General features: G+C 30.9%; 17 protein-coding genes. 9 read left to right on the top strand and 8 right to left on the bottom strand.

From position 1 onward, the window contains the following. The first annotated feature begins 94 nt into the window (after window positions 1-94). Together sucD and ABWP78_RS02430 are read left to right on the top strand one after the other, a co-directional pair. The gene (gene sucD, locus ABWP78_RS02435) at window positions 95-967 is read left to right on the top strand and encodes a succinate--CoA ligase subunit alpha (RefSeq protein ID WP_353168638.1); all 873 of its coding nucleotides are present in this window, start codon (window positions 95-97) and stop codon (window positions 965-967) included. 128 nt (window positions 968-1,095) lie between these two features. Further along, entirely contained in the window at window positions 1,096-1,524 is a 429-nt protein-coding gene (locus ABWP78_RS02430) for a hypothetical protein (RefSeq protein ID WP_353076495.1), read from the top strand. A 61-nt stretch (window positions 1,525-1,585) separates the two neighbouring features. On the opposite strand, the gene ABWP78_RS02425 is transcribed toward ABWP78_RS02430, so the two are convergent. The 4 genes from ABWP78_RS02425 to ABWP78_RS02410 all read right to left on the bottom strand — a co-directional run bounded on the left by ABWP78_RS02425 (window position 1,586) and on the right by ABWP78_RS02410 (window position 5,943). Continuing rightward, window positions 1,586-2,776, bottom strand: a complete 1,191-nt coding sequence (locus ABWP78_RS02425; protein WP_353168635.1) for a cytochrome-c peroxidase — start codon at window positions 2,774-2,776, stop codon at window positions 1,586-1,588. An 86-nt stretch (window positions 2,777-2,862) separates the two neighbouring features. Next, window positions 2,863-4,194 (bottom strand): YHYH protein, encoded by a 1,332-nt coding sequence (locus ABWP78_RS02420; RefSeq protein ID WP_353168632.1) that lies wholly within the window; start codon window positions 4,192-4,194, stop codon window positions 2,863-2,865. A gap of 28 nt (window positions 4,195-4,222) precedes the next feature. Next, window positions 4,223-5,254, bottom strand: coding sequence for a cytochrome-c peroxidase (locus ABWP78_RS02415; RefSeq protein WP_353168630.1), 1,032 nt, complete (start codon window positions 5,252-5,254; stop codon window positions 4,223-4,225). After that, a complete protein-coding gene (locus tag ABWP78_RS02410) occupies window positions 5,251-5,943 on the bottom strand; it encodes an MbnP family protein (RefSeq protein WP_353168628.1) in 693 nt (230 codons plus the stop codon). Before ABWP78_RS02410 ends, ABWP78_RS02415 begins: the two co-directional genes overlap by 4 nt. A 167-nt stretch (window positions 5,944-6,110) precedes the next feature. Here ABWP78_RS02410 and fabG point away from each other — a divergent pair, with 167 nt between their 5' ends. From fabG to ABWP78_RS02395, 3 genes are all read left to right on the top strand, one after another. Next, window positions 6,111-6,857: a 3-oxoacyl-[acyl-carrier-protein] reductase gene (fabG, locus tag ABWP78_RS02405; RefSeq protein WP_353168626.1), complete on the top strand. Its 747-nt coding sequence runs from the start codon at window positions 6,111-6,113 to the stop codon at window positions 6,855-6,857. An 86-nt stretch (window positions 6,858-6,943) separates the two neighbouring features. Further along, window positions 6,944-8,971, top strand: coding sequence for a hypothetical protein (locus tag ABWP78_RS02400; RefSeq protein ID WP_353168623.1), 2,028 nt, complete (start codon window positions 6,944-6,946; stop codon window positions 8,969-8,971). A gap of 17 nt (window positions 8,972-8,988) precedes the next feature. After that, window positions 8,989-10,089 carry a VIT1/CCC1 transporter family protein gene (locus ABWP78_RS02395; protein ID WP_353168620.1) on the top strand — a complete coding sequence of 367 codons (1,101 nt, stop codon included), beginning with the start codon at window positions 8,989-8,991 and terminating at the stop codon, window positions 10,087-10,089. A gap of 18 nt (window positions 10,090-10,107) precedes the next feature. Here ABWP78_RS02395 and ABWP78_RS02390 read toward each other — a convergent pair whose 3' ends face one another. Then, a complete protein-coding gene (locus ABWP78_RS02390) occupies window positions 10,108-12,204 on the bottom strand; it encodes an LTA synthase family protein (protein ID WP_353168617.1) in 2,097 nt (698 codons plus the stop codon). A 78-nt stretch (window positions 12,205-12,282) separates the two neighbouring features. Between ABWP78_RS02390 and ABWP78_RS02385 the strand changes: the two genes are divergently transcribed. From ABWP78_RS02385 to ABWP78_RS02370, 4 genes are all read left to right on the top strand, one after another. Continuing rightward, entirely contained in the window at window positions 12,283-12,762 is a 480-nt protein-coding gene (locus ABWP78_RS02385; protein ID WP_353168615.1) for a DUF2231 domain-containing protein, read from the top strand. Between the two features lie 365 nt (window positions 12,763-13,127). Continuing rightward, window positions 13,128-13,337 (top strand): helix-turn-helix domain-containing protein, encoded by a 210-nt coding sequence (locus tag ABWP78_RS02380; RefSeq protein WP_353168612.1) that lies wholly within the window; start codon window positions 13,128-13,130, stop codon window positions 13,335-13,337. Between the two features lie 2 nt (window positions 13,338-13,339). Then, a complete protein-coding gene (locus ABWP78_RS02375; protein WP_353168609.1) occupies window positions 13,340-13,654 on the top strand; it encodes a HipA N-terminal domain-containing protein in 315 nt (104 codons plus the stop codon). Next, window positions 13,647-14,573 carry a HipA domain-containing protein gene (locus tag ABWP78_RS02370; protein WP_353168607.1) on the top strand — a complete coding sequence of 309 codons (927 nt, stop codon included), beginning with the start codon at window positions 13,647-13,649 and terminating at the stop codon, window positions 14,571-14,573. Before ABWP78_RS02375 ends, ABWP78_RS02370 begins: the two co-directional genes overlap by 8 nt. Window positions 14,574-14,778: 205 nt before the next feature. Here the strand turns inward: ABWP78_RS02370 and ABWP78_RS02365 are convergent, their stop codons facing one another. Genes ABWP78_RS02365 through ABWP78_RS02355 form a run of 3 tightly spaced genes read right to left on the bottom strand, consistent with a single transcriptional unit; the run spans window position 14,779 to window position 16,144 of the window. Next, a complete protein-coding gene (locus ABWP78_RS02365; protein ID WP_353168604.1) occupies window positions 14,779-15,222 on the bottom strand; it encodes a hypothetical protein in 444 nt (147 codons plus the stop codon). Between the two features lies 1 nt (window position 15,223). After that, window positions 15,224-15,616: a helix-turn-helix domain-containing protein gene (locus ABWP78_RS02360; protein WP_353168601.1), complete on the bottom strand. Its 393-nt coding sequence runs from the start codon at window positions 15,614-15,616 to the stop codon at window positions 15,224-15,226. A gap of 3 nt (window positions 15,617-15,619) precedes the next feature. Further along, window positions 15,620-16,144 (bottom strand): hypothetical protein, encoded by a 525-nt coding sequence (locus tag ABWP78_RS02355; protein WP_353168598.1) that lies wholly within the window; start codon window positions 16,142-16,144, stop codon window positions 15,620-15,622. Window positions 16,145-16,244 lie beyond the last annotated feature (100 nt).

Raw genomic sequence — 16,244 nt, 5'->3', positions numbered from 1 at the left:
ATTAGCAAATTAGTATAAAAAAAGTCTCAAAAAATTAATTTATTACTAGCAAAAAAACTACTTTTGCTCAACTTTAAAAAAATCAAATAACATCATGAGTGTTTTAGTAAATAAAAATTCAAAAATTATAGTTCAAGGATTTACAGGGAGTGAAGGAACGTTTCACGCGTCTCAAATGATTGAATACGGTACAAATGTAGTAGGTGGTGTAACGCCAGGTAAAGGTGGTACGTCACATTTAGATAGACCTGTTTTTAATACGGTTAAAGATGCTGTTAAAACTACCGGAGCAGATACTTCAATTATTTTTGTTCCGCCAGCATTTGCTGCAGATGCGATTATGGAAGCTGCTGATGCAGGAATTAAAGTTATTATTTGTATTACAGAAGGAATTCCAGTAGCAGATATGATTAAAGCATACGATTTTATTCAAGGTAAAGACTGTCGTTTAGTTGGTCCTAACTGTCCAGGAGTGATTACTCCAGGTGAAGCTAAAGTTGGTATTATGCCAGGTTTCGTATTCAAAAAAGGAACCGTTGGTATTGTTTCTAAATCAGGAACATTAACGTATGAAGCAGCAGACCAAGTTGTAAAACAAGGTTTAGGAATTACAACTGCAATTGGTATTGGTGGAGATCCAATTATTGGAACGACTACTAAACAAGCTGTTGAATTATTAATGAACGACCCTGAAACGGAATGTATCATTATGATTGGTGAAATCGGAGGTCAATTAGAAGCTGATGCTGCTAAATGGGTAAAAGCTGATGGAAATCGTAAACCAGTTGTTGGTTTTATCGCTGGTGAAACTGCTCCAAAAGGAAGAACAATGGGGCATGCAGGTGCAATTGTTGGTGGTGCAGATGATACGGCTGAAGCTAAAAAACGCATTATGAGAGAATGTGGAATTCACGTTGTAGATTCTCCAGCAGAAATTGGAAAAAAAGTAAAAGAAATTATGGGATAATTACTTTAATTAGAATTAAAGTTTTAATCTTAAAATATTTTAAAACTCCATCAAGATTTTATCAAGATGGAGTTTTTGTTTAATACTACACGAAGCACAATAAAGCTTTCGTGACAAATAAAATAAAAATGGAAAAAGAATTAAAGAAATACAAATCAACAAATAGTTTTTTATTTACAACCGATTTAAATTTAGAAGAAGTATGTAATGCTCCAGATGGTGCAAGCGGTGTTTTCTTGGTATTTGATGCCAGTAATGAAGAAAAACAATTAATTATGGTAGGTTCAACAGGTACGGTTCAGAATGACGGTACGTTGAAAGTAAAAAGCGGCGGTTTATATGATAAAATTGTAAACGGACATCAATTTGCTAAAACTGGGAGAAAATATTCTTGGCCTGCACAAATGAAAAAAGAAGAAATTACAGCTTTAGAAGTAGTTTGGTATGAAACTTTTACAGGAAAAACAAAAAGCATTCCAACATTTGTTGAAGCTACTGTTTTACAAAGTTTTCTAAAAGACAATGGTACACTTCCGAAATGGAATGTAGCTTTCTAAATAATAATTAGCATTAAAAAAAATCCCGCTTCGATAATTACGAAGCGGGATTTTTTTTGTTTTAATTAAATGGGTTAGACCATTTGGTATTGGTATACACATCTGTACCAGATAAGGTTCTTAAAAAGGCAATAACTGCATTTACTTCTGTATTTGTTAAATTTAATTGTTGTCCAACACCATTGGGTCTTAATCTTGGATCTAAGTTAGTATTTCCAGGTGCAATATTTATCGTACCATAATGACCAATAGCCTGTTGAAGTGTAGTTATTACTCCTGTGTGCATCATTTGTCCGTTTGTTGTACCATCTACTTTTACTAAATCTCTTAATGAAGGCGCTCTGGTATTTGTAATGTCAATACCCGTTCCAGTTAAGCTACCAATTATACCATTGTTTCTTGAGTTCGGATCAATGTCAAATTCTGGTGCGGCATGGCAACCCGCACATCCTAAACCACCAGCAGTTCTGACACCTGACGCATTAAATGTTGGAGGTGTTAAAAACAAGTTTTTTCCTTGATTTTCTAGTGTAGTGAAATTCGCAAAATTGGCTCCATCGTTTGGTGCAGCTGCTCTTCCAATATCGTATTTTGAATCGAACGATTGAATACTTCTAATAAATTGCGCTAAAGCAAATTGAATTTTAGTTTCTGTAATTTCTTCTGAGCCATATGCAAATTTAAACAACTCTTTGTAATAATTTATAGTACTTAATTTTGTAATTAAAGCGTTAAAATTTAAATCGCCATTAGTACCACTAAATCCCATTTCTCCGTGGTCTTTAATCGGCATAGTAGTTTGAATTTCTAAAGATGCAGCACGTTCATCCCAAAAGAATTTAGATTCTGTGGCAAAACGTGTATTTATTAATCGCATAGAATGACGTCCAGTGGTTCCGTTAACTCCGGTACTTGCTACGTTATCATCTCCAAAAGCTACTGCTTGTTTGTGACAACTTGAACAAGAAATAGTATTATTTGAGGATAATTTTTTATCGTAAAACAAAACTCTTCCTAAAGTAGCGCCTTTATTTGAGATAGGGTTTAAGGTACTATTGTCTTTAGTAATGTAGGTTGGAACGGTTTGGTTTGCATAATTGGCTAAATTATTTAAATCAACTGAATTTCCAAATTCTGCTTGAACAGCAGGATAAGTTTCGGTAATAGCAGTGTAACTTTCTTCATTATTGTCGCTACAAGACATAACTGAAAAAGCAATTGCTAAAAGGGGTAGGATTTTGAAGGGCTTCATAGGCTTTTTGTTTGGGTTTATATTTTTTAGACTTTTAAAATTAAAAAAGGTTTAATTGAAAATCTAATTTAATTTGTTTTTTTTAATTATTTAGCAATAATAACTTTAAAACTTTTACTCTGATTTCCATTTGAAATTCTAATAAAATAAATGCCATTATATACCGAATCCGTATCAATTATTGCTAATGTGCTACCTTGTAAAATTTTATTTACTTTTACAATTTGACCTAATTCGTTAATTAATTCCACTTTTAAATCATTTTCCGTCATTTGAGTTTGAATGGCAATGAATTCTGACGCAGGATTTGGCGCTATAGTTATTTTAAAATCAAAATTTTCAAATGTATTTGAAGTTAGTGTAGTTGTTCCTCCAGGTACTGAAGGTACTGTTGTAACTACTTTATTTCCGTAAAATGTAGGCCCAACCACGTAGGGATAAGCAGAATTATGATTGGCATCAACTGTAGTGAAATAGCAATAAATTCCATTTGGATATTCTGGAGTTATACAAAAACGACCATTGTGTATATCCAAATAATCTTGGCCTGAATTTGCAATAAATTGATAATCTTCACGATAAAGTCCTAATGGAAAAGTAGTACTTACAGCGGGTCCATCAGTGACATCTACACCTGTATATAAATATGTTCTAGTAGTAATATTTCGTAAACTAAAACTAGATTTCATTCGAGTTATGCCTCCAGTTCCATTCGTATTGGCATAACCATATGCACCATAAATTGGAAAACCATCATAAGCAAACCCTAATAACGGTGTATGTTGAGATGGGTTTATAACATATAGCCCATCAGCAGGATAAGTATTGCAAACTGAGGATAGTACAGTTAAATCTAAATTAAAAGCACTAGGATTTTGATGATGGTGATAATTTCCATTTGCAGGATGGGCTTTTGCGCAATCAAATCCTCCGCGTTCTGCTAAAACAGCATCTCTATTCCAAACACCATCACCCATGCCACCCAATGGACCTCCGGCATTTGCACCTGTTGATAATTTGTACGAAACACCATCCCTATAATCAAATAAAGCCACACCATTTATAAACACACCAATATTACCACCAGTTGTAGCGGTAGGTGTTCCTGTGTTTTGCGTTGGTGTTAATGGAAATTTAAAAATTTTATTTTGTGCGGTCGCTATTGTTGGATTTCCATCTAAAAAAGGTCCCGTTATGTAAGCTGGAATTCCTGTTGCAGAAACATAAACATCTGTTGTGTTATATTGAACCGTTTGTACGTTTGCAGCAACGGCATCAACTATAGGTGTTGAATTTCCAGAAACATAATGGCGACCCGTAATTCCTGTAAAATTTCTCATCCAACTTGTGATTGTTGGATTTGTTTGTGCAAAAGTTGAAAAACTTGCAAAAAATAGTAAGATAACTTGTTTTTTCATTTTTGATTGATTTAGTTAATTTGAGATTTTAAAAATTATTTTCTTTGGGATAAGCATATTTTGAATTAAATAGAAAGGTTTTATCGGTCAAGGTTTTTAAAAAAGCAACCAATTCTGTTCTTTCATTGTCAGATAAATTCATTGGTTGTTGTAGCTCTTTGGATAACGTTTTACTCTTGTGAATGCCAGAATTATAATGTTTAATTACTTCAGTTAGCGTTTTAAATCTGCCATCATGCATATAAGGAAATGTAAATTCAATATTTCGTAATGTTGGAACTTTAAAAAGTAACGAATCTTTACTGTTTTGTGTGATTTTCATTCGTCCTAAATCCTTTAAATCTGGATCCATTGATAACCCATTATTTTTAAATTCATTATTAGTTAACAGCGGCTCTTTATGGCAAGAAGCACATTTTTCTTGAAATACAGTATATCCTTTTTGTTCCATTTCGGTAAATTTTTCTTCATTTCTTTTAACTTTATCATATTTCGAGTTTGTTGTTGTTAAAGAAACAATAAATTGGGATATTGCTTTTAAAGTTAATTGACCTGTAATTTTTTTAGTTCCAAAAGCTTTTTCAAATTGACCAACATATTTTTCTGAATTTTGAAGCTTCTTAACAACATTTTCTAAGGTTTCATTCATTTCAACCTCACTAGTAATAGGAGCTAAAGCTTGTACATCTAAATGATTAACACCGCCATCCCACATAAAATGTTTGTTCCAAGCTAAATTTTGTAATGTTAATGAATTTCGTGTACCAATTTTTCCTTCAATTCCATGACTCAACTCGTGGTCAACATGAGTAAATCCAGTTGCTTGTAGATGACAGCTTGCACACGAAATTGTATTGTCTTTTGATAAAATAGGATCATAAAATAATTGCCTTCCTAATTGAAAACCTTCTTCAGTTAATGGATTTTTCTTAAAATCATAAACAGGTTTTGGCCAATTTTCAGGAATTTCAATATAAATAGGAGTAAAGTAACTTTTGGAAAAAGATATTAATCCAAAAGTTAAAAAACCAAACACCACTATTAAAACTATTTTTCTCATTCTATATAAAACATTTTCGAACTTAAATTGGCTAATTCCATGGCGTCATTTCCTGGAATCATTACAGAATTTATTTCTTTTAAATTTATTTCACTAAAAAATTGCTCCAAATCTAATGTCAAATTTATTTGATTTTGAATTTTATTTACAGGAATTTCAATTTTTTGCATCGCATTATAAGGTTTTAAATAACCCCCAATATGAAAATTAAAACTATTTTTTCGGGTTTTACAACTTGAACTATTCCCTTCAATTTTCATATTAATATAACCGCTTTGCCATGCCCAATACATTCCATTAGATGGGTCTAAATCTCCTGAAAGCGCTCCTGATACAGACGCTAAACTATCAATTCCAATGCAGAAGTTTATACTTTTGATATTCTTTTTATAGTTTTTAGCAATATTTAAAAAAGAAGTATTTGTTTTCTCAAAATCAATTAAATGTGAATTTTTATCTGATAAAATCGTGTTATCATTATATTTAACTTGAAAATCAGATATGTAAAATTTTAATTGTGTAATCTTTATCGTATCCTTTTGTTTTGAAATGTATGAAGAATTCAAATTCAAAATTTTTCCACTCCATTTGGTAGTTATTTTCAAAGACAAAGAATCTCTTTCGTTTTGTCCAAATAGAGAAAATGATGATAAAAATAAAAATAAAATTATGTAAACTATTTTATTCATTTTAAGAGCTTCTATTTCTAGAAAATAATTTATTAAAGTCTAATGATTGTTAATTTTTTTTAGACTTTAAATAAACAAAAAGGTTTAATGTAAAAGAAATTTTTATTGCTTTAAATTATTATTATATTTGACTTTTATAAGAACGTATATCATTTAATTAGAAAAGTATGAAATTATTAGAAGGAAAAGTAGCCATTATTACTGGTGCAAGTAGAGGAATTGGAAGTGGAATTGCAAAAGTATTTGCTCTAAACGGAGCAAATGTTGCCTTCACATATAGTTCATCTGCAGAATCTGCCTTGGCATTGGAAAATGAATTAAATGCTTTAGGTATAAAATCTAAAGGATATAAATCAAATGCGGCAGATTTTAACGAAGCGCAAAAATTAGTAGATGATGTAATGGCTGATTTTGGAAATATCGACATTTTAATAAATAACGCCGGGATTACAAAAGATAATTTGTTAATGCGTATGTCTGAAGAAGATTTTGATGCGGTAATGAATATCAACTTAAAATCGGTATTTAATATGACTAAAGCGGTACAAAAAGTAATGCTAAAAAACCGTGCTGGCTCTATTGTTAATATGAGTAGTGTAGTAGGAGTGAAAGGAAATGCAGGTCAAGCAAATTACGCCGCATCTAAAGCAGGTATGATTGGTTTTACAAAATCTATCGCTTTAGAATTAGGTTCAAGAAATATCAGATGTAATGCTATCGCTCCGGGTTTCATTGAAACTGAAATGACAGCCAAACTTAACGAAGATGTTGTAAAAGGTTGGAGAGAATCTATTCCATTAAAACGTGGCGGAACACCTGAAGACGTTGCAAATGTATGCGTTTTCTTAAGTTCGGAAATGAGTGCTTATGTTACAGGACAAGTTATTAATGTAGATGGGGGAATGTTGACTTAAAAGTAACCAGTGATAAGTAAATAGCAATTAGCCTATTTCTCGTTCACTATTTACTAATTACTTATCACTAATCACTTAAACTCAAAATGACATCAAGCACCATTCTCTTAATACTACTTTCGGTTATTATTTCTGGAGTTGTTGCGTTTTATCAATATGTATTTAAAGCCAATATCCAAAAGAAAACAAATTGGATATTGGCTTTTTTGCGTTTTATTTCGGTTTTCGCGTTATTATTATTGCTAATTAATCCAATAATAGCCAGAAAATCAATAGAAACAAATAAAATTCCTTTAGCTATTGTAGCAGATAATTCTCGTTCAATAAAAGAATTAAAAGCTGTTTATGTTGAAAAAGAATGGGTTGAAAAATTGACTTCAAATACAGCTTTAAAGGAAAAATTCGACATTCAAACGTATACTTTTGATGCTGCTTTTTTCGCTGAAAAACCATTGGATTTTAAGGGAAATCAATCGAACATTGATGATGTAGCTATTAATTTGAAGCAATTACATAAAAACACGTTTTATCCTGTTGTTTTATTAACCGATGGAAATCAAACTATTGGAAATGATTATGTGTATAGTTTTCAAGAATCAACTACAGTTTTTCCTGTTGTTTTAGGTGATACGACTACCACATTGGATTTAAAAATTAATCAGCTTAACGCGAACAAATACGCCTTTTTAAAGAATAAATTTCCAGTTGAAGTACTCTTGCAATACAATGGTAATAAGTCTGTTTCTGCTGCCTTTTCAATTGAAAAAAATGGAAAAAAAGTTACCAGTCAAACTGTAAATTTCGATGCAAAAAATAAAGTGCAATCGGTTCAAATTTTATTAGAAGCGGATAGAGTAGGACTGCAAAAATACAAAGCTGTACTTTCATCATCTGTAAAAGAGAAAACCAGTTATAACAATACTAAAAACTTCGCAGTAGAAGTATTAGATCAGAAAAAAGAAATTGCAATTGTATCCGATATTTCTCATCCAGATATAGGCGCAATAAAACGTGCCATTGAATCTAACGCACAGCGTAAAGTAACTATTGTTAAACCAAATGAAATTTCTGATTTAAAAAAATATAATGTATTGGTTTTGTATCAGCCAACCGCTTCTTTTAAGAAACTATTTGAAGCCAACAAAAACGTAAACATTAATACTTTTATTGTTACAGGAATGGCGACGGATTTTAATTTTTTAAATCAAACGCAAACCGATTTAGTGTTTAAATTAACCAATAAAAAAGAAGATTTTACAGCTTCATTTGTGTCCGATTTTAATCTTTTTGCACAATCTGATATTCAATTTTCGCAATTACCGCCGTTAGAAAATCCTTTTGGTAAAATTACAGAGAAAGGAAATGTAAATACCTTATTGAAAGCAAAAGTAAATGGTATTGAAGTTGGAAACCCTATTTTAACTTTTTCTGAAAAAGGCAGTAATAGAAATGCATATTTATTAGGTGAAAACTCTTGGAAATGGCGAATGGAGAGTTTTGTTTTAAATCAATCTTACGAAAAATACGACCTATTTATGGATAAGATTATTCAGTATTTATCCACGAACTCAGCAAAAAAATCACTTTTAGTGGAACACGAAAGTTTTTATAATTCTGGAGAAACCATTGAAATTTTTGCCCAATATTTTAATAAAAGTTATGAATTGGAAGAAAACGCCAATCTTTCTATCACTTTAACGAATAAGAACACTAAATCAACAAAAAACTATAATTTCTCAAAAGCAAATAATGGTTATCAAGCTATTTTTGATGGTTTAACTCCAGGAAATTATGCGTTTCAAGTAAAAGAGACAACCAGTAACGCCAGTTATAACGGAACTTTTGAAGTTTTAGATTTTGATGTGGAAAAACAATTTGTAAATCCAGATGTTGCCAAATTACAACAATTGGCTAACCAGAATAATGGTGAAATTATTTATCCTAATCAAATAGAAAAGTTACTTCAGAAATTACTCCAAAAAGATACCTATTTGCCTGTAGAAAAAACTATAATTAAAAATTCACCTTTAATTGATTTCTTGTGGTTACTAATTATTATTGTTGTATCTTTAAGTACCGAATGGTTCATTAGAAAGTACAACGGATTATTATAAACTTAAAACTTCAAAAGATGATTAGTTTAAAAAGTATACAAACCGAAATAGACGCCAGTTATTTATACCGTATACTTGCTGAAAACGAAGAAGATGAAGCGGTTGCAGAAGTTTTTAAACAAATGAGTGAAATTGAGCACAGTCACGCTGTAGCTTTTATTCAGAAAAATAATTTAACGGAAACCGATTTGCCTTTGCCTTCTTTTAGAGCCAAAACACTTCATAAAATAGGGAAAGTTTTTGGTTACGATTATGTTTTAGGTGTTTTATTAGATACAGAAAAAAGCATTTCAAATTCGGTTATAGGTGCAAGAAAAAAATACAGTTCAGCACAATCTATCTCCGATACGGCTCACGTTACGATATTAAAAAACATATTAAATACGAATACTAAAGTTTCTGGTTCCAATTTAGCCCGTTTTGAAAAAAGACATCGTTCTGTTGGAGGTAATGCATTAAGAGCTGCTGTTTTAGGTGGAAATGACGGTTTGGTTTCTAATTTTAGTTTAGTAATGGGAATTGCAGGTGCTACAAGCGGACAAAGTGAAGTATTACTTGCAGGAATGGCTGGTTTGTTAGCAGGCGCATTATCTATGGCATTAGGCGAATGGATTTCGGTTAAAAGTTCTCAAGAATTGTATGAAAACCAAATGCAATTAGAAATGGACGAATTAGAAGCAAACCCTGAAGGCGAACGAAAAGAAATAGCCTTAATTTATATATCTAAAGGCATACCGCAAGACCAAGCCAATCAAATGGCAACTGATATTATTTCAAATAAAGAATTGGCACATCAATTTTTAATTAAAGAAGAATTAGGCATAAATGCAGAAGATTTAAAAGGCTCGGCTATGGAAGCAGCTATAACTTCGTTTGTGCTTTTTGGCATTGGCGCGATAATTCCGGTAATTCCATTTTTCTTTTACGGAGGAATGAAAGCGGTAATTATTAGTACTGCTTTAAGTGCTGTTGGTTTATTTTTAATAGGTGCTATTATTACCTTGTTTACAGGTAAAAGCGTGTGGTATTCGGGTTTTAGACAAGTGCTTTTTGGCTTGTTAGCTGCTGCTATTACTTTCGGTATAGGAAAACTAATTGGTGTATCGGTAATTGGGTAAATTATATTTGATTTTCACCTATTTAATTTTCTCATATTTTTTTGTTTTTAATATATGCGAAGCGGTTTGATAGATGGCAATGGTTTCTTTTTTCAATTTCAAATCTATTTTTGTTTTCGGTTTTTCTTCGTAAATAATACTGTATTCAGTGGTTAATGCTTCGTTTTTTTGTTGAATTAAATCGAACTGTTTTGTTTTTTTAATAGGTGAAATTATCGTTAAAACATCATCTTTTATATATCCTAAATCTTGATAGGTTGCAATGAAAGCTCTTGGTATGTAATTTGTTTTTAAAACATCTTTTCCAAAAAATTTAGATTGGTATTTAAAATTCAAAATACCTAAAACGGTTGGCATTACATCAATTTGCGAAACCAATTTATCAATCTTTTGCGGTTGAATAAATCCAGGAGCATAAATAAAGGCAGGAATTCTATATTTATCCATTGGTAATTCTGTTTTCCCAGAACTTGAGGCACAATGATCGGCAACAACTACAAAAACAGTATTTTTAAACCAGGCTTGTTTTTTTGCCATTTCAAAAAATTGTTTCAACGCATAATCGGTGTACATTACACCACCTTCTCTTGATTTTGCAGTACCTGAAATGCTAATTTTTCCTTCTGGATAAGTAAAAGGTCGGTGATTACTTACTGTCATCCAATGATTAAAGAACGGTTTCCCTGTTTTAGCTTCTTCATTCATAACATGAATGGCTTTTTTAGCCATATCTTCATCACAAACGCCCCAAATATTAGAGAATGAAATTTCGTTTGGTTTTAAGCTGGATTTGTCTACAATATCATATCCGTTTCCTCCAAAAAAGTCTTGCATATTATCAAAATACGCCTCGCCACCATATAAATATTTTGTAGTATATCCTTTTGATTGAAATACACTTCCTATTGTAAATTTGTTTTTGTTATCTTTTCTTTTGACTACACTTTCACCTGGAGTCGGAGGTAAGCACAATGTAACCGCTTCTAATCCTCTAACGGTTCTATTTCCAGTGGCATATAGATTGGTAAAAAACAGACTTTCTTCAGCTAATTGATCTAAGAAAGGAGTAATGTTGTTCTGATTTCCGTAGTGTTTCATGAATTCTTCACTTAAGCTTTCTACGGTTATTAATACAACATTTTTCTTTATTTCCGTTCCTTCAGAAGTAATGTTATTCGTGTTATTTTTATAATTTACATTGACTATAGAGTCAAACTGAGCCAATTCTTCTTCGGGTAGCGTTTCGTAAAATTCAAAATAATCTAATTCGCTATTAGTAAATGCTTTATAGAATTTTTGAAGACCATTACTTTGTAGTTCATTTGTAAATACATTCGAGCTATTTTGTTGAGAAGTAATAATAGGAAGAATAAGGAAAGCACTAACAAGCAATACTAATTGCACTCCAATAATTTTTAGTTTATTTGGAAAATTAGGTAAATCCTCTAAAAACGATTTTGATTTTATTATTATTATGTAAGTAGCTGCAAACGATAAAATTCCTACTGATGCAAAAAGCGGCACAACTGGATAAGATTCCATAATGTTTCCGATAACCGCATTGGTATACACTAAATAATCTACGGCTATAAAATTATATCTTACACCAAATTCATTCCAAAAGAAAAATTCGCTAACTGCATTTTGTATAATTAATAAAACAAATAAGAAAATGGTTAGAGAAAATAAAGCCAAACGAATTTGTTTTCTATATTGTTCAGTCAACAATAAGGCAGCAAAAAATATCGTTTTTAAACTTACAAATGCAATTCCTATTTCTGGTAAAACGCCTCCATATTCGCTTAAAATACTTTTTCCGGAAATAATATAAGCTAATAGTGCTATAAATACACCTAAAATAATATATCCGTAAGGTTTATTAAATTTAGAATTGGATAAAAATAGCAAATACAACCATAAAATAGCACCTACAAATACGAAAATAAACAAATCGGAGATTAAGCCCAGACCAAATATTTTACTAATTTCAAGAACGGAAAATTTACTTTGTGTGATAGGATGAAATAGTAAAACTAATCTAGTTAAAAAGCTTACAATCAAATAAAAAATTGCTATATTTGTGTATACTAAATGATGTTTTAATAAGGTTTTCATAACTAAAAAAATTGAAGTCAAATATACTACAATAAGTTTAAATTAATTTTAGAAACACAATAAATTAAACAGAATATTATGAACGATGCGCATTTACACATGGTAGTAAACCACTTTCCAATTATTGGAACCATTTTTGGATTAGGAATTTTAATTACAGGAATTGTAATGAAAAACAGCGTTGTAAAAAATGTAGCCTATATACTTTTTTGTATTTCGGCTATTTTTGGCTTTGCGAGTATGTTTACTGGTGAAGGCGCAGAAGAAATTGCTGAAAATTTACCTTCTGTAACGGATCAAATTATTCATGAACATGAGGAAATGGCTGAAAAATTAGCTTTAGTTTTGTATGTTTTAGCTGGAATTTCTTTAGTTGGTTTATTTTTGAATTTTAAAAATCATGCTAAATCAAACTTAGTAGCTTATTTTGCTTTTGTTGTAGCTTTAGTAGCTGTTTTTTTAGGAAAACAAACGGGTACAACCGGAGGAGAAGTTCGTCATACAGAAATTAGAACTAATGCAGAAACAAATACAGCTTCAGAAGTTGATGAGGAATGAGGTGTAAGTTCACTTTTTTATTTCCCAATGCAATATCTAATTTCTCTTTATCCATAGGGTTTTGAAAGGGTAGAGGTGTACTTGGGGTGTAAGAAATTTAGTTATTAATGGAAAAAAATATTTTTTACAAATTTACGATTTTTTAGGCTTTCCAAAGAAAAAATATACAATCTCCGCATAATTTTATTAAAATACTATTTTTTACCGTCATAGCAGTAATTAGGTCTTTGATATGATTTTTTTATCAAAAGACATAGCTTTTATTGTTTTTTTTACCGCTATAGCAGTAAAAAATTTACATTTTCTCTTCTTTTTATACTTTCGTAATATTAAATTGCTTATTTTTACCGCTTAAACAGTAAAAAATGGATGATTTTGATTTAGGTACTTTAGTAAAAGACCATCGTAAAAAAGCAGGGCTTACACAGCTAGAGTTAGCCAACCTGGCAGGAGTAGGGAAGACCACTGTTTTTGATATTGAAAAAAACAAAGAAACTGTTCGTTGGAATAATCTAATGTCGGTACTCCAGGTTTTAAATATTAAAGTTGAATTCAAAAGTCCGCTAACTAAATAATTATGAGAAGAGCAATTGTAATGGTTCATGGAAATAGAGCAGGAGTGCTGATTGAAGTTTCTCCAGCTGAATATTATTTTGAATATGATGAAAAATATGATGGTGAAGCGGTTTCTTTGACAATGCCTTTAAATAATAAAAAATATGGTTATAAATCTTTTCCGCCATTTTTTGAAGGATTATTGCCTGAAGGCGTAATGTTAGAAGGTTTATTAAAGATTGCTAAAATTGACAAAAAAGATTATTTCTCACAACTAATTGCAACTGGCAACGATTTGGTGGGTTCAGTAACGGTTAAATCGATGGAAGATGAATAGATGTCCAATTACATACGAGTTATGTGGTAACGATAAATACAGTGAAAAAGGACTTCGAATGATAGCTCCTAAATTGACTCAATTAAATGATTTACCTTACACTGCTGCAGAACTTCGACAAGAAGCAGCAAATAGAGCAAAAAAGCTATCAATTCAAGGTGTTCAACCCAAGTTGAGTGCTAGTATTTCTGTAGTAGAACAAGAATTTAAAATTGTGGACCAATTTGGAACATATATTATTAAACCTCAAAATGATTTATTTCCTGAATTACCACAAAATGAAGATGTAACTATGCGAATGGCTAAAGCATTTGGTTTAGATGTTCCATTACACGGAATGTTGTATGCTAAAGATGGAAGTTTGTCTTATTTCATTAAACGTTTTGACCGTTATGGAAAAGGGAAAAAAATCGCTACCGAAGATTTCGCTCAATTAACAGGCAATACAAGAGATACAAAATATCGTTTTACTATGGAGAAACTTGTTCCAGTAATTGATGAATTTTGTTCGTTTCCGGCTATTGAGAAAGCGGATTTTTTTAAAAGAATACTTTTCTGTTATGTTACTGGTAATGAAGATATGCATTTAAAAAACTTTTCATTGATTACCAAAAATGGTAAAACAACGCTTACGCCAATCTATGATTTTTTAAATTCAAGTATAGCTATAAAAAATCCTGAAGAAGAAATTGCATTAACCTTAAATGGGAAGAAAAATAATTTAAAAGCTTCTGATTTTATGGATTATTATGCAAAGGAGAGATTACAACTTAATGAAAAAATAATTGCGACTATCCTAGAACAAATGCACAATGCAATTCCTAAATGGAAAGAACTACTTGAAATTTCCTTTCTTTCAGATGATATGAAAGAGAAGTATTTGGGTTTGTTGGAAGTAAAGACGCAAATGTTTAAATAAAAAATGAGAAGATATTATATTTTCACCCAACTTTTCAAGAAGTACTACTTTTTTGGTGGTTTTACGAAAGTTTCTTTTTGTGATTGTTCCATAAATTATTTAAATATTTACTACAACTATTTTTAATGCCGAACGCGAAAGCATTAACTACGTTGAATTACATTTCGCGCACAAGTGAGGGTTTTAGTGGAATGGTTTTGTGTTTTTATTTCTTACTTTTAAGCAAGTCAGGCACATTTATAATAGGTAAAATTAAAGAATTTAAGTGTGTATCTTTCCAATAGTTACACATCATTCCTCTCAGTGTTGAATAAGATATTCCTAATAAAGTACAAACAAATGTTCCTCCAAATAATGGCTTTTCATTATTTATCTGATAATGATCTTTTAAATCTTCAATTCTGAAAAAAAAATCCACTTCATAATTTCCACCTTGATTAAAAGTTTTTCCTTTTACATCAGCGCTAACGTCTAAAAACAACCTAATTTTTATTAGCTCTTTATCCAAGTTATGCATCATACTATGTGAAACTTGTATATGGTATGTAGGGATTGAATCCAATAATCCATTATACAAAACCGTATTTTCATTTACGAATTTGATATTAGTCAAATGAATTTTAGATGGAATTATTTGAGTACTATCCATATTAAGATACTTTTCTTTCTAAACCGCCTTCAGTAGTAAATACTTCAGAATTTTCAAATGAAGTTTCTTCTGGTTCTTCTTCTTGGTTAACATATACTTTAAAATAAACAATTTCTTTTTGTGCTTCAATATGAATAATATCTTCACCTAAAATTGTCTCAATTTTAGTAATGGTTTTAGTTGTAAATGTGTGCGTACCTGTTAACCATTTGCTTATTTCGGAAGGTTGTTTGTTTAGCATTCGAGCTAAATCAGCTGCTTTTAACCCACGTTCTTCTAACATTTCGTGAATTTTATTAGCAATAGCCATATTTTTCTCTACAAGTTTGGTAATTTCAGGCTTACCGTTTTCTTGTAACCAGTCATTGATGATGTTGTTTTTTGGGAATTCCATTTTTTAAAAATATAATTTAAAATCTGATGAATAGTTGATTAAAGTAAAATCGTCATTCCAAACGATGTCTTTTTCTACAAAAGCTAAATCAATTGCCTTTGTTAACTTGTTTGCTACTATAAAGTGTTCTTTAACATTCGGACAGTCTTGTGCATAATGTTTGGTTTTTATGTCGCCATTAAATAAAAAAACTACATTTTCATTTGCTCTAAGGCAATATAACCTAATGTTATTGGCTTTGGTTTTACCCAATTCAGTATAACTTGGTTCTCTGTCTTTGCCTTTTGGTGGCAATGCCGAAGCATCTGCAATAGCTGCCTCTGGTCTAAATAAGTGATGTTTTGCACCATATTTATCTCCAATAATTTTTATCCATTCTAACACGTGATTTAACTTCTTTCTATTATGCTGGCTATGATAATTAATAAAATCTTCAAATGAAGAAGTTGTATTTTCATCAATACATACGGAATAATAGGCTACTTTATTGTAACGTGCTATAGGTTTTATGTAGGCAAATGTATTCACTTATAAGTTAATTTCCAAATTATTATTCACTTTTAAGTAAATTTTTAGTTTTTTAAAGATTCTATTTGTTTTATTTGTTACAGGATTCGCGCACGAGCGA

The organism is Flavobacterium sp., from assembly GCF_040402955.1.
Lineage (GTDB): Bacteria > Bacteroidota > Bacteroidia > Flavobacteriales > Flavobacteriaceae > Flavobacterium.
This window is presented reverse-complemented; position numbering and strand designations above follow the sequence as displayed.

What these genes read in the sequence shown, in the direction of transcription:
- sucD (WP_353168638.1), top strand. Translation starts at nt 95, where the DNA reads ATGAGTGTTTTAGTAAATAAAAATTCAAAAATTATAGTTCAAGGATTT.
- ABWP78_RS02430 (WP_353076495.1), top strand. Translation starts at nt 1,096, where the DNA reads ATGGAAAAAGAATTAAAGAAATACAAATCAACAAATAGTTTTTTATTT.
- ABWP78_RS02425 (WP_353168635.1), bottom strand. Translation starts at nt 2,776, where the DNA reads ATGAAGCCCTTCAAAATCCTACCCCTTTTAGCAATTGCTTTTTCAGTT.
- ABWP78_RS02420 (WP_353168632.1), bottom strand. Translation starts at nt 4,194, where the DNA reads ATGAAAAAACAAGTTATCTTACTATTTTTTGCAAGTTTTTCAACTTTT.
- ABWP78_RS02415 (WP_353168630.1), bottom strand. Translation starts at nt 5,254, where the DNA reads ATGAGAAAAATAGTTTTAATAGTGGTGTTTGGTTTTTTAACTTTTGGA.
- ABWP78_RS02410 (WP_353168628.1), bottom strand. Translation starts at nt 5,943, where the DNA reads ATGAATAAAATAGTTTACATAATTTTATTTTTATTTTTATCATCATTT.
- fabG (WP_353168626.1), top strand. Translation starts at nt 6,111, where the DNA reads ATGAAATTATTAGAAGGAAAAGTAGCCATTATTACTGGTGCAAGTAGA.
- ABWP78_RS02400 (WP_353168623.1), top strand. Translation starts at nt 6,944, where the DNA reads ATGACATCAAGCACCATTCTCTTAATACTACTTTCGGTTATTATTTCT.
- ABWP78_RS02395 (WP_353168620.1), top strand. Translation starts at nt 8,989, where the DNA reads ATGATTAGTTTAAAAAGTATACAAACCGAAATAGACGCCAGTTATTTA.
- ABWP78_RS02390 (WP_353168617.1), bottom strand. Translation starts at nt 12,204, where the DNA reads ATGAAAACCTTATTAAAACATCATTTAGTATACACAAATATAGCAATT.
- ABWP78_RS02385 (WP_353168615.1), top strand. Translation starts at nt 12,283, where the DNA reads ATGAACGATGCGCATTTACACATGGTAGTAAACCACTTTCCAATTATT.
- ABWP78_RS02380 (WP_353168612.1), top strand. Translation starts at nt 13,128, where the DNA reads ATGGATGATTTTGATTTAGGTACTTTAGTAAAAGACCATCGTAAAAAA.
- ABWP78_RS02375 (WP_353168609.1), top strand. Translation starts at nt 13,340, where the DNA reads ATGAGAAGAGCAATTGTAATGGTTCATGGAAATAGAGCAGGAGTGCTG.
- ABWP78_RS02370 (WP_353168607.1), top strand. Translation starts at nt 13,647, where the DNA reads ATGAATAGATGTCCAATTACATACGAGTTATGTGGTAACGATAAATAC.
- ABWP78_RS02365 (WP_353168604.1), bottom strand. Translation starts at nt 15,222, where the DNA reads ATGGATAGTACTCAAATAATTCCATCTAAAATTCATTTGACTAATATC.
- ABWP78_RS02360 (WP_353168601.1), bottom strand. Translation starts at nt 15,616, where the DNA reads ATGGAATTCCCAAAAAACAACATCATCAATGACTGGTTACAAGAAAAC.